The organism is Pseudomonas baltica (assembly GCF_031880315.1).
In the GTDB taxonomy this organism is placed as follows: Bacteria; Pseudomonadota; Gammaproteobacteria; order Pseudomonadales; family Pseudomonadaceae; genus Aquipseudomonas.
The window spans coordinates 3,258,050-3,277,188 of the sequence record NZ_CP134771.1; the positions used below are offsets into that span (position 1 = coordinate 3,258,050).

Consider the following 19,139-nt stretch of genomic DNA (forward strand, 5'->3'; position numbering starts at 1 on the left):
TGCCAACGCTGTCAGAGGCCGACCAGGGCCGCCAGGCCACCGATGTCCGGGATCTGCCGGTAGCCGTAGAACTCGTTGGCCGGTACGTCATGGCCGCGGGCGACGAAGGCTTTGTTCTTGATTTTCATGTCGTGGGCCGGGAACAGGTCGTAACGGAAGCTGGAGGACACATGCAAGATGTCTTCCGGGCCGCAGCCAAGGTTGTCGAGCATGAACTCGAACGCTGCCAGACGCGGCTTGTAGGCTTGTGCCTGCTCGGCCGTGAAGACCTTGTGAAACGGTGCGCCGAGCATGTCGACGTTGGACATGATCTGGCTGTCGCTGGCGTTGGAGAAAATCACCAAGGGGATCTTGTCGGCGATTTTCGACAGGCCTGCCGGCACATCAGGGTGCGGGCCCCAGGTCGGAACCGCGTCGTAGTAGAGCTGGCCTTCGTCGCGATAGGCCACACCCCAGCGCTTGCAGGTCCGCGCCAGCGCGGTCTTGATGATTTCGTCGTAGGGCATCCAGTCGCCTTTGACCTGATCCAGGCGATACGCCGAGAAATCCTTGACGAACTGGTCCATCTGCTCAACCGGTACGCGGTCGGCGAACAGCTCGCGGGTCATGGTGCCCATGTGGAAGTTGGTCAGCGTACCGTAGCAGTCGAACGTAATGAATTTAGGTCGAAGAAAGCTCATGTTGTGCGGTCCCGAAAGTTCGTTTAGGTCAAGGCATGACAAGCATCTGCGCCGTGGTCAGAGCGGCCATGGCCACCCTGCAACACATCTTCATTACACCACCGTGAAATCAGCATATGGCGTTGAAAGCGCTGGCTGCTTGATAGAAACCACCGTTTTGCGGCCCGGCCTCAGCAGACTTTGCGGGGCGCTCCAGGCTTGGGCAACGCCACGTTTCATGCGCCTTTGTGGCGCTTTTCGGGGCGTTTTTTGTGCGCACGCGACGGTTTCACCGCAGAACCTGCTTCAGCCTGAAAGAAAAAACGGGCGCCTTGCGAACAAGGCACCCGTAGGGTAAATCGTGGCCACGCAGGCTTGGGCAAAGCCTGTGGATGTTTAGCCGATATCGATCAGCACGCTCTTGAATCGCAGGTTGGCTTCGAACGCTTCGCGGCCCAGATCCTTGCCGATGCCCGAGCGCTTGTAGCCGCCCGTGGGCAGGATGTAGTCGTTGCTGCGCCCATAGCGGTTGACCCACACGGTACCGACTTCGAGCTGGCGGATCAGGCGCAGGGCACGGTTGAGGTCGGCGGTGTGCACACCGGCCGCCAGGCCGTAGGTGTCGTGGGCGGCCAACTGCAGCGCTTGTTCTTCGTTGTCGAACGCTTGAAGGGTCAGCACCGGGCCGAAGATCTCTTCACACACCGCCGGGTTGTGGTTGTCCACCCCGGCCAGCAGGGTGGGCTGGTAATAGGCGCCGCCCAGGCCGTCGAACAGGCCGCCGCCGCTGAGTACTTCGGCGCCCGCCTGGCGCGCACGCTGGACGATGCCGTCGATGCGTGTGGCCTGCAGGCGCGAAATGATCGGCGCCAAGGTGGCGTCCGGTGACCAGGTCGGCCCTGGCTTGAGTGCATTGAAATAACCCTGCAGGTGCTCGACGAAGGGCGCCATGATCGAGCGTTCGATGATCAGCCGCGAGCCAGACACGCACACCTGTCCGGCATTGCCGGTAATGGCCAGGGCCACGGTGCGGGCGGTCTTGGCGAGGTCCGGCACATCGGCGAACACCAATTGCGGGCTCTTGCCGCCCAACTCCAGCGTGACCGGCTTGGGGCCGACCAGCGCGCAGGTGGACATGATGCTCGACCCCGTGACTGTCGAGCCGGTGAAGGTGACTTTGGCGACTCGCGGATGGCGGCACAGGGCATCGCCGGTAACGCGGCCATCGCCCTGCACGACGTTGAAGATCCCGGCGGGGATGCCCGCCTGAAGCGCCAGTTCGGCGAAGCGCAGGCTGGAGAACGGCGTCAGCTCGGAGGGCTTGAGCACCACCGCGTTACCGGCGGCCAACGCCGGGGCGACCTTCCAGGAGGCCATGCTCAATGGGAAATTCCACGGCGCGATCGCCGCAATCACTCCGTAAGGCTCGGCGATCTGCATGCCCAGGCGGTCGGTCTGCGTGGCCGCGACTTCACCGCCGTGCTTGTCGGCCAGCTCGGCGAAAAAACGGATGCCTTCGGCCACATAGGGAATGTCCCAGCCCAGCACATCTTTGTGCGGGCGGGTCGACCCCACGGCTTCCAGCGGCCCCAGCACGGCGCCGTCCGCTTCGATCAGATCGGCCCAGCGGCGCATCACGCGGGCGCGCTCACGGGGTGGCCGGGTGGCCCAGTCGCTGGTCTTGAACGCCTGCCAGGCAGTGCTCACGGCCTCGTCCACCAGCGCCGCGTCAGCCACCGGCAGCTCGGCATAGACCTGACCATCGGAGGGCCGCGAGACGTCCATGCCCGCGGGCCCCTCGCGATACTGCCCACCAATGAAATGGGCGCTGCGCACAGCGATAAGACGAGGATCGAAGCTATCCATGAAGGACTCCAGCCGGGTGAAAAGCGAGGCCACCATCCTAGAAAAAAACCCAGAGCATTTGCTGCCGACGTTGCGGTCCATTTAAGCAGTTACTGTGGTCTGGTCGGCTGCGGATCGGGGAATCTGCCGAATCGCCTTGCGCCTCTTGTCACCCTTGGCAACAGGTGGGATACAGGCACCACGTGAAGGCCTTTTCAACGCTTATGCCCATCTGTGAACGGAGACCCGCCATGTCGGTTTCGCAACGTCGCGCTATTCACTATCGCCCCATGATCGCCGCCGATGTGGCCAATGCTCACGCCTTGTCGGTGGCGCTCAAGTGGCCGCATCGACTCGAAGACTGGGCCATGCTGCAACGCGTGGCGCAGGGTTTCGTCGCTGAGGACAACGGCCGCTTGATCGGCAGCTCGTTCGCCTGCCATCAGGGCGACTTCACCACTATCGGGCTGGTGATCGTCAGCGACGACTATCAGGGCCAAGGCATCGGTCGACGCTTGATGGACCTGGCGCTCGAGACCGTCGGCCCGCGCACGGCGGTGCTCAATGCGACCGTGGCCGGCGCGCCGCTGTACACGAAAATGGGCTTCAAGGATTTCGGCCAGATCGAGCAACGCCAGGGCCAAGCGAGCGCTGGCGCCGGGCCGAGTACCGCACTGAAGACGGGCGAACACTGCCGGGCGCTGAGCGCCAGCGATGCGCCACGGCTGATCGAGCTGGCCAATGCCGGCAGCGGCCTGGACCGCGCCGCCGTGCTGGACGACCTGCTGCCCGACGTCGAGTACGGCGTGGGTATCGAAGCGGCCGGCCAGCTGCAAGGCTTCGCCCTGTTGCGCCCTTTCGGGCGTGGCCTGTGCCTCGGCCCGGTGATCGCGCAGGATGCCGAGCAGGCCAAGCACCTGATCGAAACCCTGCTGCACAAGGTGCCTTATGCCTTCGTGCGCATCGATATTCCCGCCGCCAGCGGCCTGGCGCCGTGGCTGGAAGCGGCCGGGCTGAAGCAGGTCGATACCGTCACCCAGATGAGCAAGGGCGCGATCCCCGCCGCCACTCAGGGCGTCGAGCAATTCGCCCTGGTTACCCAGGCCATTGGCTGATTTCGTTTCAGGAGCATGTGTATGTCCCATCCCTCTGTTTTGCTGTTGGCACGGGGCGACGGCGTCGCGGTCGAAACCCCGGCGTTGTCAGGTCGCCTGAGCGCTCTGGATCCATTCGTCGAGGGGCGCAAGACGGTGTTCTTGGACGAAAGCGGATTCGCCGCCGGTACTGTTCAGTTCAACGGCTCGGCGCTGATCGAGGCCTATCCGTTCACCGAAATGCTGGTGGTCCACCAAGGCGTGGTGGTGCTGCGCAGCGCAGACCAACGCCTGGAAGTAGGCGTTGGCCAAAGTGCCGTGATCGGCCGCGGCACGGCCGTGCAGGTGGAGGCGACAGTCGATAGCCAATGGGCCTTTTGTGTCGCCACCTTGGCCACTGGCGTCGACCAGCCTGGCGTTGTGGCCCTCGCTGCCCAGACCCACCTGACCCCCTCGGCGCCGCCGGATGCCAGCGTGCTGATCGGCCCCGAGCCCCAGTGCCGAACCCAAAACCTGTTCGAAGACAGCGCCAGCACCTTGCGCATCGGTGTCTGGGATTCGACGCCTTACCAGCGCAGCGCGCGGCCGCACAAAGTGCATGAACTGATGCACGTGATCGAAGGCGAGGTCACGCTGACGGGCGATAACGGCGCGATCGTGCAAGTGCGCCCAGGGGACACGGCGTTTGTGCCGCAAGGCACGCCGTGTGCGTGGGAGAGCACGGTGTATGTGCGCAAGTATTACGCGGTGAGTTGAGACACGCGCGGCGCCAGTGGCGCGGGCAGGCGCTGGGCTTACCCGAGTGCGGTAAATCCGTTGCTCAGGTCCGCAATCAACTCATCCGGATTCTCCAACCCCACATGCAACCGCAACATCAGCCCGCCCTTCGACCAATCCGCCACCGAACGTGTGCCGTGTTGGTCCACCTGGGTCACCAGGCTCTCGTACCCACCCCACGAATAGCCCACGCCAAACAGCGTCAGCGCTTTCACGAAATCGTCTACCTGCGCTTGATCGACGGCCTTGAATTCGAAACTCAGCAATCCGTTACAGCCATGGCAGTCGCGCTTCCACAGGGCATGCCCAGGGTCTTCAGGCAGTGCCGGGTACATCACCCGCGCGACCTGCGGGTGCTGCTGCAACCACAACGCCACGTGCATGGCGTTTGCCTGATGCATCGCCAGGCGGGCTGAGAGGGAGCGGGCGCCGCGCAGGATGAGGTAGGCGTCGTCGGGGCTGACGGTGTTGCCGACGGCGGTGCACATCTTTTTCAACGCCGGCCAGTGGGCCTCGGTGACGCTGACGCTGCCCATCATCACGTCGGAATGGCCGCCGACGTATTTGGTCAGGGCCATGAGCGAGATGTCCGCACCCAGTTCCAGTGGCCGGTACAGCACGCCCGAGCCCCAGGAGTTATCCACCGCCAGCAGCAGGCCGCGGGCCTTGCACAGCGTCGAGAGCGCCGGCAGGTCGCACATCTCGAAGGCCAGGGAGCCCGGTACTTCGGCGTAGATCATGCGGGTGTTGGGTTTGATCAACGATTCGATGTCGCTGCCGTCGGCGGCGTAGTAGTCGTACTCGATATCGAAGGCGTCGAGCAGGGTGCGCGCCAGGCGCCGGACCGGGGTGTACACGGCATCGGTGATCAATACGTGCTCGCCGGGGCGCAGAAAGGACTGGAACATCTGTGCCACGGCGGCCAGGCCGGTCGCGTACAGGCAGGTGCCGTGGGCGCCTTCGAGACGGTTGATCACGTCTTCCAGGGCGAAGGCGGTGGGGTTGCCGTTGGCGCCATAGGTGAGCGAACGGGTGGGGCCGCCGACGGCGCGTTCGGCCGCGCGTATGGCCTCCAGGTCCTTGAACAGCACGGTGCTGACACGGGTGATGGGCGGGTTGACCGGCAGCCAGTCACCGCTGCCGGCAAAGCGGCCTGCCTGGACGAGGTCGGTGGCGGCGCTGCGCGGTTTTTCCTGGGACATGGGGGCTCCTGGGGGGTGGAGGTATTGGGGGATGGCGTAGCTATAGCATAAATGGCTGGCACCCGGGCTGCGCGGATGGGGGGGTTGGGATTGGGGAATGTGGTGCGTCCCCAGTCCAGACAGGGATCAGTGCGCCAGCAACAGGGCATAGCCGAGGAGCATCAGGCACCACCCCAGTATCGGCTGAAACGCCAACCGCCACGCCCACGCCAGCGGGTCGAACCCCATGCCGTGCACATAGCCGATGGACACCCCCCACAACACCAGCATCAGGCTGCCATGGCTATAGCCGCCCTGCCCGTCCAGCAACAGCGTGGGCTGCACCAGCAGCACCACGCTGAGCGGCACGCACAGCAGCAGCGACAGCGCCCGACTCCAGGCGCCGCGCCATGCACACCGCGCCTCAGTCAGCATGACCAGGCTCCGCGTCCAGGCAGTTGGACGCCTCCAGCCACAGGGCGTTGATGATGCCGAAGCTGCAAGCCAGCAACACGCCGAGAATCCAGGCGAAATACCACATGGCAGATGCTCCTCAATAAAGTCCGTAGGGGTTTTCTTCGATATGCGCGGTGGTGGTGCGACCCCACATCTTCACGTAACACCAGGTGGTGTAGCAGAGGATGATCGGCACGAACACGGCGGCCACCACCAGCATGATGGTCAGCGTCAGGCGGCTCGACACCGCGTCCCAGATCGTCAGGCTCGCGGCCGGGTTGAAGGTCGAAGGCATGATGAACGGGAACAGCGCGAAGCCTGCGGTGCAGATCGCGCCAACGATGGCCAGGCTGCTGCCCAGAAACGCCAGCCGTGGCGAACGACCACTGGCGGCCAGCAAGGCCAAAACGCCACCCAGCACGCCCAGCAGCGGCGCCACGGCGGTGATCGGGTAACGTTGATAGTTGCCCAGCCAGCCCGGATTGCCTGTCACTACGGTCTTGTCCAAGGGATTGAGTGCGGCCGATGGATCGAAGCTGGAGGTAATCACCATGCCATCGATACCGCCCAGCGCCAGCCACAGGCCTGCGCCCAGAAAGGCGATGAGAAACACCAACGCCAATACCTGCACCGCCCGCCGCGCGCGCTGGGCAATGGCGCCTTCGGTGCGCAGCATCAGCCAGCTGCCGCCGTGCATCGCCAGCATGCTCAGGCTGACCACGCCGCACAGCAGCGCGAACGGTGCGAGCAACTGCCAGAAGCTGCCGTGATAGCTGGAACGCAGGCTGTCATCGAGTTCCAGCGGCACGCCCAGCAGCAGGTTGCCAAAGGCTACGCCGAACACCAGCGACGGCACCAGGCCACCGACGAACAGCCCCCAGTCCCAGCTCTGGCGCCAGCGAGTGTTGTCGAGTTTACTGCGGTAGTCGAAGCCCACCGGCCGTACGAACAGCGCGAACAGCACCAACAACAACGCCCAGTAGAACCCCGAGAAGGCCGCGCCATACACCAGCGGCCAGGCGGCGAACAAGCCGGCCCCGGCGGTAATCAGCCAGACCTGGTTGCCGTCCCAGTGCGGGGCGATGGTGTTGATCACCACGCGGCGCTCGTTGTCGCTACGGCCCACCAGCGGCATGAGGATGGCGGCGCCGAGGTCGAAGCCATCGGTCACGGCGAAACCGATCAGCAGAACGCCGACCAGCACCCACCAGATCAGCTTGAGTGTCTGGTAATCAAACATGTTGAGGGACTCCCTTGAGGATCACGGCAGGCTTGGCAGCGACGTCTTGCTCATAGTGATAGCGACCGGTATGCAGGCTACTCGGCCCCAGGCGCGCGAACTTGATCATCAGGTACATCTCGATCACCAGCAGCACGGTGTAGAACGCCACCAGCGCCAGCAGCGAGCCCCAGATGTCCCCGGCGGACAAACTGGACGCCGACAGATGCGTAGGCAGCACTTCGCCGATCGACCACGGCTGGCGCCCATGCTCGGCCACGAACCAGCCGGTCTGAGTGGCAACCCACGGCAGCGGCAGGCTGATCACCGCCCATCTCAGCAGCCAGCGCTTGCGGTGCTCGTTTTTGCGCGCCGAGGCGTAGAAGGCACAGGCGAACAGCGCCAGCATCAACAGGCCGCTCAGCACCATCAGGCGGAAAGTCCAGAAAATCGACGCCACGCCGGGGATGGTATCCAGCGCTGCCTGCTTGATCTGCGCATCGCTGGCGTCCACCACCTTGTCGGTGTATTTCTTCAGCAGCAGGCCGTAGCCCAGGTCCCTCTTCACCGCGTCGAAGGCCGCTATGGTCGGGCCGCTATGGTCACCGCCACGCAGTAGGGTCAGCAGTGCATAAGCCTGCATGCCGTTGCGCACCCGTTGCTCGTGCTCGACCACCAGGTCCTTGATACCGGTGACCTGTTTGTCCACCGAGCGCGTGGCGATAATGCCCATCACGTAGGGGATCTTGACCGCATAGTCGGTGCGCTGCTCGGCCTGGTTGGGCAAGCCGAACAGGGTAAAGGCAGCCGGTGCCGGCTCGGTGTCCCACTCGGCCTCGATGGCTGCCAGCTTGGTCTGCTGCACGTCGCCGATCTCGTAGCCGGATTCGTCACCGAGGATGATCACCGACAGGATCGAGGCCATGCCGAACGCCGAGGCGATGGCGAACGAGCGCCGCGCAAAGCCGACATCGCGCCCGCGCAGCAGGTAGAAGCTGGAGATCGCCAGCACGAACACCGCGCCGGTCACGTAGCCCGACGCCACGGTGTGGACGAACTTCACCTGGGCCACCGGGTTGAAGATCAGCGCGCTGAAGCTGGTGAGCTCCATGCGCAGGGTGACGAAGTTGAACTCCGCGCCCACCGGGTTCTGCATCCAGCCATTGGCGATCAGAATCCACAGCGCCGACAGGTTCGAGCCCAGCGCCACCAGCCAGGTCACGCCCAGGTGCTGGACCTTGCTCAGGCGCTCCCAGCCGAAGAAGAACAGGCCGATGAAGGTCGACTCGAGGAAGAACGCCATCATCCCTTCGATCGCCAGCGGTGCACCGAAAATGTCGCCCACGTAGTGGCTGTAGTAGGCCCAGTTGGTGCCGAACTGGAACTCCATGGTCAGCCCCGTGGTGACCCCGAGGGCGAAATTGATGCCGAACAATTTGCCCCAGAACTGGGTCATGTCCTTGTACACCTGCTTGCCGGTCATGACGTAGACCGACTCCATGATCGCCAGCAAAAACGCCATGCCGATGGTCAGGGGCACAAACAGGAAGTGATAGAGCGCAGTCATGGCGAATTGCAGCCGAGACAGGTCGACGACTGATTCAGAGATCATTGCGGGTTCTTCTCAGGTAAGACGGTGGGAGCGCCCAGCAAGTGCTGGGCAACAGAATCGCGTTCGTCCATGAGCGGTGCCGGGGTGGCGAACCACAGCGTGTGAATCCCCATGAGCAGTGCCAGCTTGACCAGCACAATCACAGCGATTTCGCGGGCCAGCGGGGTTTTTAGAAAAGCGAAATGGCTTGCCATGACAGATACTCGATGAGGTCGTTGCATCTTCGAGCAACCCTTGGGCGCTTCTGTTGATCCAAGTCAAAAGGCCACTGCGCACCCCACTGCGGCATGGCGCCACAGGCATCACCGCTCCGGGGGGTGCCGCGCGCTAGAATGCCCCTCGACCGCCGAGACAGGACCGATAACCGATGAGCTTGATCGACCGCCTCTACCGGACCCTTAACCCCGCCAGGGATCCGAACCTGAGCGCCGCCTTCGCGCACAGCGACGACCACCTGCCGACCCTGTGGCTGCTGGGCAAGACCGGCGCCGGCAAGTCCTCGCTGATCCGCGCCCTCACTGGCCTGGACCGCATCGAGGTGGGCTCGGGCTTTCGCCCCTGCACCCTGACCTCGGCGCAGTACCGCTTCCCGGCGCAGACCCCGGTGCTGGCGTTCATGGACACCCGCGGCCTGGCCGAGGCCGACTACGACGCCAGCGCAGACATCGCCAACTGCGAGGCCGCCAGCCACGCCCTGATCGTGGTGATGAAAGCCGAAGACCCTGAACAATCCCAGGTGCTGCGCGCGCTCAAGCAGATTCGCCGCTCGGGCAAGATCCGCGATTTGCTGCTGGTGCACACCGGCATCCAGCAGGTGGCGGATGGCGACGAGCGCCAGCGCTGCATTCGCCACAATCAGCAGCAGGTCGAGGCGGTGTGGGGCGAGGTCGACAGCGTAGCGGTGGATTTCGTCGGCATCGACGGTCAGCCCTATGGCCTGGCGGCCCTGACCGAGAAACTCGGCGAGCGCCTGCCGATCATCACCGAACTGTTCGACGATCGCGGCCACGCCAACGTCGAGGAGCAGAACTTCCAGCAGCTCAAGCGTGAAATCATGTGGTACGCCGGGGCGGCCGGGGCCACCGATGCGGTACCTGCGCTGGGGTTGGTGTCGGTGCCGGCGCTGCAACTGAAAATGCTCCACAGCCTGGCCAATCGCTACGGCCTGGTGTGGAGCAAGCGCTTGCTGGCCGAATTCGGCACCGCCATGGGCGCCGGCTTCGGCCTGCAATACGCCTCGCGCCTGGGCCTGCGGCAGCTGGTCAAGTTGATCCCGGTGTATGGGCAAACGGTGGGGGGCGCTTCGGCGGCGGTTGCCAGCTATTGCTACACCTACGCGCTGGGGCGGGCGGCGTGCCTGTACTTCTATCGGGCCAAGCGCGGCGAGACGGTGTCATCCGAGGTCATCAACGCGCAGTTCAAGCAGGCGTTCGAGCACATCTTGCCGGTTGCCCGGGATGAACAGCCACCCACTGACACGCCTAACAACGAGAAGCCTTCATGAAGAGAACCGTCAACGGCTTGGCCGCCATGGCGCGGATGTCCGATCGGTTGATGCCCTTCGCTCTGCTGTCGCTGGGCATTCCGCTGTTGCTGCTGGCCGGCTTCGGGCTGTATGGACTGTTTCGCTATGGCTACTGGCTGGCGTTTTTGCTGGCGCTGCTGGTGAGCACGCTGTTGGTCAGCGTCGGCCTGTGGATCGCCCGGCGGCGCATGACCGCGCGGGTGGCGCCGGCCGTCGAGCAGGCCGCGCAAAAGGCGCCGAAAATCCCCGATTACTGGTTGGCGCGGGATCAACAGATACACCAGCAGATGCTGCCCGAACTGCTCGACATCCTTAACGCCAGCCCCGACTGGCAACAGCTGCCGGACAACGGTTTGAAGGTGATACGCCGGGTCGCCGAGCTGTATCGCAGCGGTGCCAAGCGCGCGCACTGGGCGTTTACCGCCCCGGAGCTGCTGGCCATCGTCGAGCAGGTCAGCCGCCGTTATCGGCGCGTGCTCAAGACCCATGTGCCGGGGGTCGACCATCTGCGCCTGTCGACCCTGATGACCGTCAACGAGCACCTCGACCGCTTCGGGCCCTGGGCCATGAAGGCCTTCAACACCTACCGCGCGCTGCGCATGGTCACCCCGGACGGGCTGATGGCCGAAGTGCTCAGCCAGCTGCGTGGCGAGGTGTTCCACGGCCTGAGTGATGAACTGCAAGGGCGCCTCAAGTACCTGTTGATGCTCGAGGTGTTGCGCGCCTCCATCGATTTGTACGGCGGGCATTTCCGCTTCGACGAGGACGAATTGAAAACCAGCGAGGCCGGGCGCGAGGATGCCGAACGGCTGGCCGCGCCACTGGAGCCGATCCGGATCGGCTTCATTGGCCAGGTGGGCGCGGGCAAGTCATCGCTGATCAATGCCTTGACCGGCGGCATGCGCGCCGAGGTCAGCGCGCTGCCCGCCACCGATGGGGTGCAGGTGTATGACTGCCGTATCGACGGCGATACCGCGCTGCGGCTGGTGGATCTGCCGGGGCTCAATGGTGAGGTCAAGACCGAAAAGCTGCTGTTCGAGCAGGTCCGCGACTGCGATCTGTTGCTGTGGGTGCTCAAGGCCAATCAGCCGGCCCGAGCGCTGGACCAACAGCTGCGGCGTCGTTTGGATGACTGGTTTGCCTTGGCGAAGAATGTCGATCACCGTCCGCCGACGGTGATCGGGGTGTTGAGTCAGATCGACAAGCTGAGCGCTGATCCGCAGGCGCCGGTGATCGCCGAGGCGGTGGCGTTCAATCGCGAACTGTTGGGGTTGCCGCAGGTGGTGGCAGTGTCGGTGCTGCCGACGCCGGTGAATCTGCAAGCGTTGCAGCGGTTGCTGCTGGAGGGCTACAACAGCGCGGCGAATGTGCAGCTGAATCGGCGGCGGCGCGAAGCCGGAGAGTTTTCGGTGGGGCGGGAAGCGGAGCGGGTGCAAAAGGCGGCGAAGGGGTTGTTCAGTCTTTGGCAGAGCTGAGAATCGCGGCGCATTTACCGGCCTCTTCGCCGCCGAACGCGCAACCTTGCTCCCACAGGTGTACAGAGCCAATGTCGTACACCTGTGGGACAAGGTTGCGCATCCGGCGGCGTCAGCTCAATCAACGCAGATCCTAGGGCTTGCCCTGCTGTTGCCATCCTCCGCCCAGCGCCAGGAACAGATTGATCTGCTGCATCGCCACCTGAGTGTTCGCCGCCGCCAACTGGGCGCGCACGTCGGTGTACGTCCGGGTCGCCTGCAGATCCGCCAGGAACGATTCACGCCCGGACATATAGAACTGGTGCGTCTGGTCTGCCGCCTGTTTTGCCGACGTCGCCGCATCGGCCAACGCGTCGCGGCGGTCCAGCAAGGCGGTGTACTGCGCCAGGCCGGTCTGGGTTTCGCGGATGGCGTTGAGCACGGTGTTGTCGAAGTTCGCCAAGGCTAATTGGGTGTTGGCCTCGGCCAGGTGAATCCGCGCACGCGCGCCGTTGCTCGGTACAGTCCAGTTGATCAGCGGGCCGAAGCCCCAGCGATTGCTCGACGGCTCGTTGAGCGAATCGAGCAGGCCCACGGTGCCCACCGTCGCGCCGAAACTGATGTCCGGATACAACTGCCCCGTCGCCACGCCGATAGTCGCCGTGGCCGCCGCCAGCTTGCGCTCGGCCTGGCGGACGTCTGGGCGACGCTTGAGCAATTCGGCGCCCTGGCCCACCGGCAGCACCTGCGCGATGTGCGGCAGCTCGGCGCAATCGGCGGTGCCGGCCGGCAGTTGCGCCAGCGGCTTGGCCAGCAGCATCGACAGCTGGAACATCCCCGTCTGGCGGGCGGCTTCATACTTGGGCAGGTCAGCGCGCAGGGACTTGAATTGCGTCTGCGTGCGTGTCACCTGGGTTTCGTCGCCGCGGCCGGCATCCCGCAGGCGCGTCGCCAGGCGCACACCTTCTTGCTGCAGATCCAGCGACTGCTGGGCGATATTGCGCTCCTCGTTCGCCGCGCAGATCTGCGTGTAAGCCCGCACCACGTCGGCGACCACGGTAATGCGCGCGGTATCGGCCGCTGCCTGCGCCGCATCGGCATTGGCATTAGCTGCCTCGACGCCACGCTTGAGCGTGCCCCAGAGGTCGAACTGATAGGAGGTCTTGATCGAGAACGCACCGAGGTTGCCCACCGGCACTTTTTCGGTCAACAGAAACGCCTGTCCTGATTCCTGCAGGCGCTGCACTTCGCCACTCGCGGAGGTGGTAAAGCCCCCTTCGGCATTGGCCTCATCGACCTGAAACTGCGCCCGGCTCAGGTTCGCCGCCGCCACGCGCAAATTGGTGTTGGAGGCCATTGCCTGGTGCACCAGCTCGTCGAGGCGCGGATCGTTGTACATCCGCCACCAATCCGCCGGCACCGGCGCCGACACAACATTGCTGTCTTCCCCGGCCAGATCGCCTTGCAGGTCGGCGCGGTTGATCGCGGCATTCTTGGGCAGCGTGTAATCGGGGCCGACGGTCGAACACGCGGCCAGCATCAAGCTCAAGCACAAGCACAAGACACTCAGACTGCCAGCGGCTTTCATTGGGCCGCTCCTGCCGGGTGCGCATCGCCATGGCCGTCGCCATCGGCAATGATCGACACGGTCGCCGTACGGCCCGCGATCATGCGGAAGTCCTTGGGCAGGTCGTCGAAGGCGATGCGCACCGGAATCCGCTGCGCCAGGCGCACCCAGCTGAACGCCGGGTTGACGTTAGGCAGCAGGTTGCTGCCAGCGCTGCGGTCGCGGTCTTCGATGCCGGCGACGATGCTCTGCACGTGGCCGGTCAGGCGCGTGTTATCGCCCATCATGCGGATATCGACCTGCTGCCCGACATGGATCTGCGACAGCTTGGTCTCTTCGAAATAGCCTTCGATGTGGAACGAGGCGCTGTCCACGACCGAGAGCACTGCGCGGCCGGCACTGACGAATTCGTGGGCGCGTGGCGCACGGTCGTTGAGGAAGCCGTCGACCGGGCTGCGGATCACCGAGCGGTCGAGGTTGAGCTGCGCGGCGTCCACCGCCACCTGCGCTTCGTTGACCGCCGATTGCGCACGCAACTCGCGGGACTGGCTTTCTTCCAGTTGCTCGCGCGCCACCAGATTGCCGAGGCCATGGTTACGCTTGTTCTCGCGTTGTGCCTGGGCCAGGGTTTCCTTGCGGTCGGCCAGGCTGGCCTGGGCCTGGCGCAGGGCCAGCTTGAAGCGATCCTGGTCGATGGTGAACAGCACGTCGCCGCGCCTGACCACCTGGTTGTCGCGCACGTCGACTTCCTGGATCAGCCCGGACACGTCCGGGGCGACCTGGATCACGTCGGCACGGATGTGACCGTCGCGCGTCCAGGGGGCATACATGTAGTACATGACCATGCGCCATACCACCACGCAGGCAAAGGCGACGACGAGCAAGGTAAGAATCAGACGGCCAAGGGTCAGCAGGGGTTTTTTCATGTCATGAGGCTTCGGCAGATGGCATCCACTGCGCCGAGCAGCACAGCGTAGAGAGCGACGTTGAATAAAGCCCGGTGCCAGACCAGGCGATAGAAATGGGCACGGTTCAAGACGCCGTGTACCACCAGAAACACACCGTAGGTGATCGCCATGATCACCAGCAGCGTTGGCAGGAACACCCCGCCGACATCCAGTTCACCAATCATAGGGGGGCTCCATCGAGGCCGTGCGGCGGATGTTGTTCGGCCTCCGTTGCATCGATCACGACTTCCACGCCCGGTAACAGTGCCAGGCGCAAACCACTCAATGCGTGCAACAAATGAACGCGCGCCTGCGCGCCCTCTACGCCGACACCTTGCACGTTCAGCGCGCGGCGGGCACGGTCCATGGTCATCAACAGACCCATGGGGGCCGGGACTCGTTCACGCGCCTTGAGGCACGCCGAGAAGTACCGGCCGACCTCTTTCAACACCTGGCGCAACAGCAGCCGCGACTCGTTCGGCACTCGCGGCGCATAGGCCAGGATATCCAGCAGATTGAGCGCCACGCGCACGTCACGCAGCGCGGCACCGGTGTCCTGCCCCGTCTGTGCCAGACGCGGCAGCTGCTGCATCAGGCGATCGAGCATGCGGATGCCGGTGCGTCGTTGCTTGGCCAGGGTCGAGCGCTCGCTGAGGCCGGCGATGTCCTTCCAGCTGAAATAGGTCAAGCGCTTGGCCGCCAGCTCGGTGCCGAACGGGCGCATGATCATGGTCCAGCCAAAGGCGAACGCCAGCCCCACCGGCCCTGCCAGGTTGGAGTTGATGAAGGTGAAGAAATCCGCCGAGTAGGTTTCCTGCAAACTGATGAAGGTCGCGGTATTCACCAGCGACAGCAAGGTCGGCAGGTAGAACTTGGGCTGCAGCGTCAGGGTACCCACCGCGATCATCGGCACCGCGAACACCAGCACCAGCATGGGGAAATCGTGAACCATGGGCAAGATGAGAAACAGATAAAGGCTGGCCGCGATGACCGATACGGCGGTCCAGGTCATGAACCGATAGATCTGCGGTGCAGGGTCATCCATCGCTGCGAAAAAACTGCACGAAACGCCCGCCAGAATCACCGCGCTGCCGCCGTCCTGCCAGCCCATGTAAATCCATATCAGCGAGCCGACGATGATTGCCGAAATGGCCGTGGACGCCGAATAGAGCATCAGGCCACGATCGTAGAACGGCTTCAGGCGGCCCAGCCGCCAGTGCCGGTAGACCGCCCGCCATGGCACGCGACTGTCGGTGCGAATGGCGAACTCCAGCGACCGGCAGTCCTGCCACAGGTCGATCCATTCGGTCAGCCGGAACAGCGCATTGGACAGCAGCAACTGGCGACGATCGTCCAGCGCCTGCTCATCGGGCTGCAGCGCATCGATGCGCGCATGCAATTGCTGCCAGGCGGTTTCGTCGGGCCGGATGGCCGTCTGCTCCAGCCATTGCTGGCAGTGTTCGAGCAACGGCGCCATGGCGTCGACCAGTTCAGGGGTACGCCGCTCGATGGCGACCAGCGCATCGTCCAGCGCATCGATGACCGGCAGCAGGTGAATCATGCGTCCGCGCAATTCCTGGATATTACGCAGCAACTGCGGGCGAGAGCCTTCGTGGGGCAACTGGCCGATCATCAGTTCCAGCGAATTGAAGGTCGGCACCATGGAGGCGCGCAGGCTGCCGACCTCATCGGCCTTCACGGTGCGGGAAAGGAAGCGGGCGCTGTAGGCCGTGGCCTCGGTGAACCACTTGCCGATTGCCCCTTCGACCACGGGCGCCAGGCGCCTGGGCCAGAACACCGCCCCCACCACCGCCGCACAGACGATGCCCAGGCAGATTTCCTGAAAGCGCGCCGAGGCGATATCGAACACGGCTGTGGGGTTATCCACCACCGGAAAGGCGATCAGCGGCATGGTGTAACCGGCGAGCATGAACGCATAGCTGTTGGCGGTGCGCACGTGCAGCGAGATGAACAGCAGCGTCCCGGTCCAGAACGCCACGATGCACGACAACAATATGGGGCTCTGGCCGAACAGCGGCACACAGACCACCGCCGCAGCCGCGCCGAGGAAGGTCCCGACTGCACGGTACACGGCCTTGGAACTGGTCGGCCCGACGAAGGGGCTGGAGACAATGTAGACGGTCGCCATGGCCCAGTAGGGCCGAGGCATTTCCAGGCGCATGCCGATGTACAGCGCCAGCATTGAGGCAATGAAGGTGCGCAGGCCGTAAAACCAATCCTTGAGGGGCGGAATGTCGCTCATGAATCCTTTCAAGACAGATCCGCCAACGGGCCCGGGCTGGCCTCTTCAAAGGCGCGAACGACGCGCAGGGCCGCCTCGAGATCGGCGGGGGCAATATCCTTGAGTACATCGCGACGCAGGCGCACCAGCTCCGACTCGATGGATTCGGCCAATTCGCGACCCGTGGCGGTCAGGCTCAGGGCCTTGGCGCGACGATCGGTCGGATCTTCGGTACGCACCACGAAGCCCGAGCCGCACAACTGATCGAGCAGCCGCACCAGCGATGGGCTTTCGAGGCCGGCCGCCTGGGCCACGGCCACCTGACGCACACCGTCGCCGAGCCGCACGATGATCAGCAACGGCACGGCGCAGGCTTCGGAGATGCCATAGTTGGCGAGCGTGGTCTGGCAAATCCGCCGCCAATGCCGCGCGGCGACCACCATGCCACTGCTGATGTTGAGATGGAGCTTGTCGAGGTTCATGGACCGAGCGTCATGGGCAGAGAGTTGACTATGGATATTCATAGTTTGCTAACTATCTATATTCCGGCAAGGTGCGCTTGTAGTCAATAGTTACAATTTGCCTGCATCACTCATCGGCAATGGTGCTTTATCTCGCCGGCGAACCCGCCATCACGGCCTGACCCACGTCAGGTCTCGTGCTAAAGCAGCGGCGGCCGCCAGCAGCTGTGCATCGTCGCGCAAGGCCCCGATGACTTGCAGACCAACGGGCAACTCCCCCGCCGCCCGGTCCAGCGGCAGATTGACCTGAGGCAGACCAAACGCGGTCCACAGCTTGATCAGGTCCGAGGGACCGGTGCTGCCCAGTCCCGCCAGCGCGACCGTTGGGCAACTGACACACAGCAACGCGTCGTACTCGCCGATGATATCCGCCAGCACGGGTGCCTGCTTGGCCAGGCGCGCCTTCGCTTCGGCCTCGGCGGCCCAGGCGATCGACTGTCCGTGCTCGATCATTTCCCGAGTGGAGGCGCTAATGCGCGAGGCGTCGGTGGCGTATTCCTTGGCCAACGAGCGGGCGCCTTCGCAGTCGTTGATCAATGCGTGGTCAGTGAAGACGGTGTCGAACAGCGGAGGCAGCACCACTTCCGCAATGCGATGGCCCGCATCGCGCAATCGCGCCATGGCCTGCCGCGCAGCCTCGCGGACGTCAGGGGATACGCTGTCCCAGCGCGAAGTGCGACAAAAACCCAGGTGTAGCGAGGACCGCACGGTCGGCGCGGACGGCAGGCCAGGGATCAATACCCGCCCGAGCAGCGCCAGGTCGCGTACGGAGCGGCCATACCAGCCGACCGTGTCGAAGCTGGGAGCCAGCGGCTTGATGCCCTCTAGAGATACCAGCCCGAAAGACGGTTTGAAGGCGTGCACGCCACAGAAGGCCGCAGGCTTGATCAACGAACCCGCCGTCTGCGTGCCCAGCGCCACGGGAAAGAAGCCCGCCGCCATACCGGCCGCCGATCCCGCACTGGAACTGCCAGGCGTACAGCGCAGATCATGAGGGTTGCGGGTCGGGCCGGTGTGCATATAGGCGAACTCGGTGGTGTGGGTCTTGCCCATCACGACCGCACCGGCTTGACGCAGCAGCGTCACCACATGGGCGTCACGCGCCGGACGATGGCCTTGGTACAGGGGAGAAAAGTACTCAGTGGGGTAGTCGACGGTATCGAACATGTCCTTGACCCCCACCGTCAGCCCGGCCAGCGGCCCGCCGGTCGATTGCGCTGCCTGCTGACGCACGCGGTCCGCAGAAAAGCTGGCGAAGGCCTGCACATGGGGTTCGTGTTCGGCGATGCGCGCCAGAAAGCTCTCAGCAATGGCGCTGGCGGTCGCTTGGCCGCTGCCCACCGCGAGGGTGATGGCTGTCGCATCGGGATACGGGGCGATGAGCGTGCGCTGAAGGGAGATTTCATTGTTGTTATCGAATTGCATCTACTGGCTTCCTGTAAGCACTCAGGGCTGGGAAACCGAGTTTAGGCAAGGAAACCAAGGGGCATTGCGCCCCTTGTATTGCAATATGTTTAACGCACAGGTCGCTGAGGTAGGGTCAGATCAACCCAGTCTCTTCATCATTGATCAAATGGCTCAACCCACCCAGCGCCTCCCGAGCATTGGTGCGGTCGGTGAGCTTGGCCTGGGCCGCTTCCGGCAGGTCGGTGACGCGGATCACGCCCTTGCTGGTGAGCACCTGGATCAAGTCGTCCAGTACCCGGATCATGTCCAAGTCGGACTGCTTGAGCTGCTTGAGGCTGCCCTCGATGGCCGCGTTGGCGAACCATGTCTGGATCTCATGATTATCGGCTGGCAGCGTCTCGTTGGCTTCGGCATAGGCTGCCGCCTCCACACGCAACAACTGCCCGTTTGCGTCGCGCTGAACGTAGAACATGGCTCACCTCGGGAAGAAACTGCTGACCAGCATAGGTGTTTCTGGGACGGTCGCAAAGCCGCTGCGCCCGGTGGGTAAAAATCCAAAGAGCCGGCTCCCGCAGCCACCGCGCAAGGCAGAGGCTGTGGGAGCCGGCCCAAAAGTTACGGCTACCGATGCCG

Annotated in this window: 19 protein-coding genes; 4 read left to right on the plus strand and 15 right to left on the minus strand. The window is 64.1% G+C overall.

Annotated elements, in window-relative coordinates; translation table 11 throughout:
* Positions 1-11: 11 nt before the first annotated feature.
* Positions 12-680 carry a haloacid dehalogenase type II gene (locus tag REH34_RS14545; RefSeq protein WP_311972001.1) on the minus strand — a complete coding sequence of 223 codons (669 nt, stop codon included), beginning with the start codon at positions 678-680 and terminating at the stop codon, positions 12-14.
* 375 nt (positions 681-1,055) lie between these two features.
* Positions 1,056-2,525 carry an aldehyde dehydrogenase family protein gene (locus REH34_RS14550; protein WP_311972002.1) on the minus strand — a complete coding sequence of 490 codons (1,470 nt, stop codon included), beginning with the start codon at positions 2,523-2,525 and terminating at the stop codon, positions 1,056-1,058.
* A gap of 230 nt (positions 2,526-2,755) precedes the next feature.
* Here REH34_RS14550 and REH34_RS14555 point away from each other — a divergent pair, with 230 nt between their 5' ends.
* The gene (locus REH34_RS14555) at positions 2,756-3,619 is read left to right on the plus strand and encodes a GNAT family N-acetyltransferase (RefSeq protein WP_311972003.1); all 864 of its coding nucleotides are present in this window, start codon (positions 2,756-2,758) and stop codon (positions 3,617-3,619) included.
* Between the two features lie 21 nt (positions 3,620-3,640).
* Positions 3,641-4,354: a cupin domain-containing protein gene (locus tag REH34_RS14560; RefSeq protein WP_311972004.1), complete on the plus strand. Its 714-nt coding sequence runs from the start codon at positions 3,641-3,643 to the stop codon at positions 4,352-4,354.
* A gap of 38 nt (positions 4,355-4,392) precedes the next feature.
* Here the strand turns inward: REH34_RS14560 and metC are convergent, their stop codons facing one another.
* The 6 genes from metC to cydP form a co-directional block, all read right to left on the minus strand.
* Positions 4,393-5,577 (minus strand): cystathionine beta-lyase, encoded by a 1,185-nt coding sequence (gene metC / locus REH34_RS14565; RefSeq protein WP_311972005.1) that lies wholly within the window; start codon positions 5,575-5,577, stop codon positions 4,393-4,395.
* A gap of 126 nt (positions 5,578-5,703) precedes the next feature.
* Positions 5,704-5,991 carry a cyd operon YbgE family protein gene (locus REH34_RS14570; protein WP_311972006.1) on the minus strand — a complete coding sequence of 96 codons (288 nt, stop codon included), beginning with the start codon at positions 5,989-5,991 and terminating at the stop codon, positions 5,704-5,706.
* Positions 5,981-6,097, minus strand: coding sequence for a cytochrome bd-I oxidase subunit CydX (gene cydX / locus REH34_RS14575; RefSeq protein WP_311972007.1), 117 nt, complete (start codon positions 6,095-6,097; stop codon positions 5,981-5,983). The genes REH34_RS14570 and cydX overlap by 11 nt, the downstream gene beginning before the upstream one ends.
* Before the next feature lie 12 nt (positions 6,098-6,109).
* On the minus strand, positions 6,110-7,252 hold the full coding sequence (gene cydB / locus REH34_RS14580; protein WP_311972008.1) for a cytochrome d ubiquinol oxidase subunit II: 1,143 nt from the start codon (positions 7,250-7,252) through the stop codon (positions 6,110-6,112).
* The gene (locus tag REH34_RS14585; RefSeq protein ID WP_311972009.1) at positions 7,245-8,843 is read right to left on the minus strand and encodes a cytochrome ubiquinol oxidase subunit I; all 1,599 of its coding nucleotides are present in this window, start codon (positions 8,841-8,843) and stop codon (positions 7,245-7,247) included. Before REH34_RS14585 ends, cydB begins: the two co-directional genes overlap by 8 nt.
* On the minus strand, positions 8,840-9,037 hold the full coding sequence (gene cydP / locus REH34_RS14590) for a cytochrome oxidase putative small subunit CydP (RefSeq protein WP_311972011.1): 198 nt from the start codon (positions 9,035-9,037) through the stop codon (positions 8,840-8,842). The genes REH34_RS14585 and cydP overlap by 4 nt, the downstream gene beginning before the upstream one ends.
* Positions 9,038-9,210: 173 nt before the next feature.
* On the opposite strand from cydP, the gene REH34_RS14595 reads away from it, so the two are divergent.
* Together REH34_RS14595 and REH34_RS14600 are read left to right on the plus strand one after the other, a co-directional pair.
* Positions 9,211-10,347, plus strand: coding sequence for a GTPase (locus REH34_RS14595; RefSeq protein WP_311972012.1), 1,137 nt, complete (start codon positions 9,211-9,213; stop codon positions 10,345-10,347).
* A complete protein-coding gene (locus REH34_RS14600; protein ID WP_311972013.1) occupies positions 10,344-11,843 on the plus strand; it encodes a GTPase in 1,500 nt (499 codons plus the stop codon). The genes REH34_RS14595 and REH34_RS14600 overlap by 4 nt, the downstream gene beginning before the upstream one ends.
* A 133-nt stretch (positions 11,844-11,976) precedes the next feature.
* Here REH34_RS14600 and REH34_RS14605 read toward each other — a convergent pair whose 3' ends face one another.
* From REH34_RS14605 to REH34_RS14635, 7 genes are all read right to left on the minus strand, one after another.
* Positions 11,977-13,410, minus strand: coding sequence for an efflux transporter outer membrane subunit (locus REH34_RS14605; protein WP_311972014.1), 1,434 nt, complete (start codon positions 13,408-13,410; stop codon positions 11,977-11,979).
* The gene (locus tag REH34_RS14610) at positions 13,407-14,315 is read right to left on the minus strand and encodes an HlyD family secretion protein (protein WP_311972015.1); all 909 of its coding nucleotides are present in this window, start codon (positions 14,313-14,315) and stop codon (positions 13,407-13,409) included. The genes REH34_RS14605 and REH34_RS14610 overlap by 4 nt, the downstream gene beginning before the upstream one ends.
* On the minus strand, positions 14,312-14,521 hold the full coding sequence (locus REH34_RS14615; RefSeq protein ID WP_226505356.1) for a DUF1656 domain-containing protein: 210 nt from the start codon (positions 14,519-14,521) through the stop codon (positions 14,312-14,314). The genes REH34_RS14610 and REH34_RS14615 overlap by 4 nt, the downstream gene beginning before the upstream one ends.
* Positions 14,518-16,611, minus strand: a complete 2,094-nt coding sequence (locus REH34_RS14620; RefSeq protein WP_311972016.1) for an FUSC family protein — start codon at positions 16,609-16,611, stop codon at positions 14,518-14,520. The genes REH34_RS14615 and REH34_RS14620 overlap by 4 nt, the downstream gene beginning before the upstream one ends.
* A complete protein-coding gene (locus tag REH34_RS14625; RefSeq protein WP_226505354.1) occupies positions 16,608-17,060 on the minus strand; it encodes a MarR family winged helix-turn-helix transcriptional regulator in 453 nt (150 codons plus the stop codon). The genes REH34_RS14620 and REH34_RS14625 overlap by 4 nt, the downstream gene beginning before the upstream one ends.
* Before the next feature lie 150 nt (positions 17,061-17,210).
* Positions 17,211-18,524 (minus strand): amidase, encoded by a 1,314-nt coding sequence (locus tag REH34_RS14630; protein WP_311972017.1) that lies wholly within the window; start codon positions 18,522-18,524, stop codon positions 17,211-17,213.
* 115 nt (positions 18,525-18,639) lie between these two features.
* Positions 18,640-18,978, minus strand: a complete 339-nt coding sequence (locus REH34_RS14635) for a tryptophan synthase subunit beta (RefSeq protein ID WP_226505352.1) — start codon at positions 18,976-18,978, stop codon at positions 18,640-18,642.
* Between the last annotated feature and the right edge of the window lie 161 nt (positions 18,979-19,139).

Bases quoted from the DNA above. Each gene is read 5' to 3' on its own strand.
- REH34_RS14600 (WP_311972013.1), top strand. From the start codon at position 10,344: ATGAAGAGAACCGTCAACGGCTTGGCCGCCATGGCGCGGATGTCCGAT.
- REH34_RS14570 (WP_311972006.1), bottom strand. From the start codon at position 5,991: ATGCTGACTGAGGCGCGGTGTGCATGGCGCGGCGCCTGGAGTCGGGCG.
- REH34_RS14560 (WP_311972004.1), top strand. From the start codon at position 3,641: ATGTCCCATCCCTCTGTTTTGCTGTTGGCACGGGGCGACGGCGTCGCG.
- REH34_RS14545 (WP_311972001.1), bottom strand. From the start codon at position 680: ATGAGCTTTCTTCGACCTAAATTCATTACGTTCGACTGCTACGGTACG.
- cydX (WP_311972007.1), bottom strand. From the start codon at position 6,097: ATGTGGTATTTCGCCTGGATTCTCGGCGTGTTGCTGGCTTGCAGCTTC.
- REH34_RS14605 (WP_311972014.1), bottom strand. From the start codon at position 13,410: ATGAAAGCCGCTGGCAGTCTGAGTGTCTTGTGCTTGTGCTTGAGCTTG.
- cydP (WP_311972011.1), bottom strand. From the start codon at position 9,037: ATGGCAAGCCATTTCGCTTTTCTAAAAACCCCGCTGGCCCGCGAAATC.
- REH34_RS14595 (WP_311972012.1), top strand. From the start codon at position 9,211: ATGAGCTTGATCGACCGCCTCTACCGGACCCTTAACCCCGCCAGGGAT.
- REH34_RS14635 (WP_226505352.1), bottom strand. From the start codon at position 18,978: ATGTTCTACGTTCAGCGCGACGCAAACGGGCAGTTGTTGCGTGTGGAG.
- REH34_RS14625 (WP_226505354.1), bottom strand. From the start codon at position 17,060: ATGAACCTCGACAAGCTCCATCTCAACATCAGCAGTGGCATGGTGGTC.
- REH34_RS14555 (WP_311972003.1), top strand. From the start codon at position 2,756: ATGTCGGTTTCGCAACGTCGCGCTATTCACTATCGCCCCATGATCGCC.
- cydB (WP_311972008.1), bottom strand. From the start codon at position 7,252: ATGTTTGATTACCAGACACTCAAGCTGATCTGGTGGGTGCTGGTCGGC.
- REH34_RS14630 (WP_311972017.1), bottom strand. From the start codon at position 18,524: ATGCAATTCGATAACAACAATGAAATCTCCCTTCAGCGCACGCTCATC.
- metC (WP_311972005.1), bottom strand. From the start codon at position 5,577: ATGTCCCAGGAAAAACCGCGCAGCGCCGCCACCGACCTCGTCCAGGCA.
- REH34_RS14550 (WP_311972002.1), bottom strand. From the start codon at position 2,525: ATGGATAGCTTCGATCCTCGTCTTATCGCTGTGCGCAGCGCCCATTTC.
- REH34_RS14585 (WP_311972009.1), bottom strand. From the start codon at position 8,843: ATGATCTCTGAATCAGTCGTCGACCTGTCTCGGCTGCAATTCGCCATG.
- REH34_RS14610 (WP_311972015.1), bottom strand. From the start codon at position 14,315: ATGAAAAAACCCCTGCTGACCCTTGGCCGTCTGATTCTTACCTTGCTC.
- REH34_RS14615 (WP_226505356.1), bottom strand. From the start codon at position 14,521: ATGATTGGTGAACTGGATGTCGGCGGGGTGTTCCTGCCAACGCTGCTG.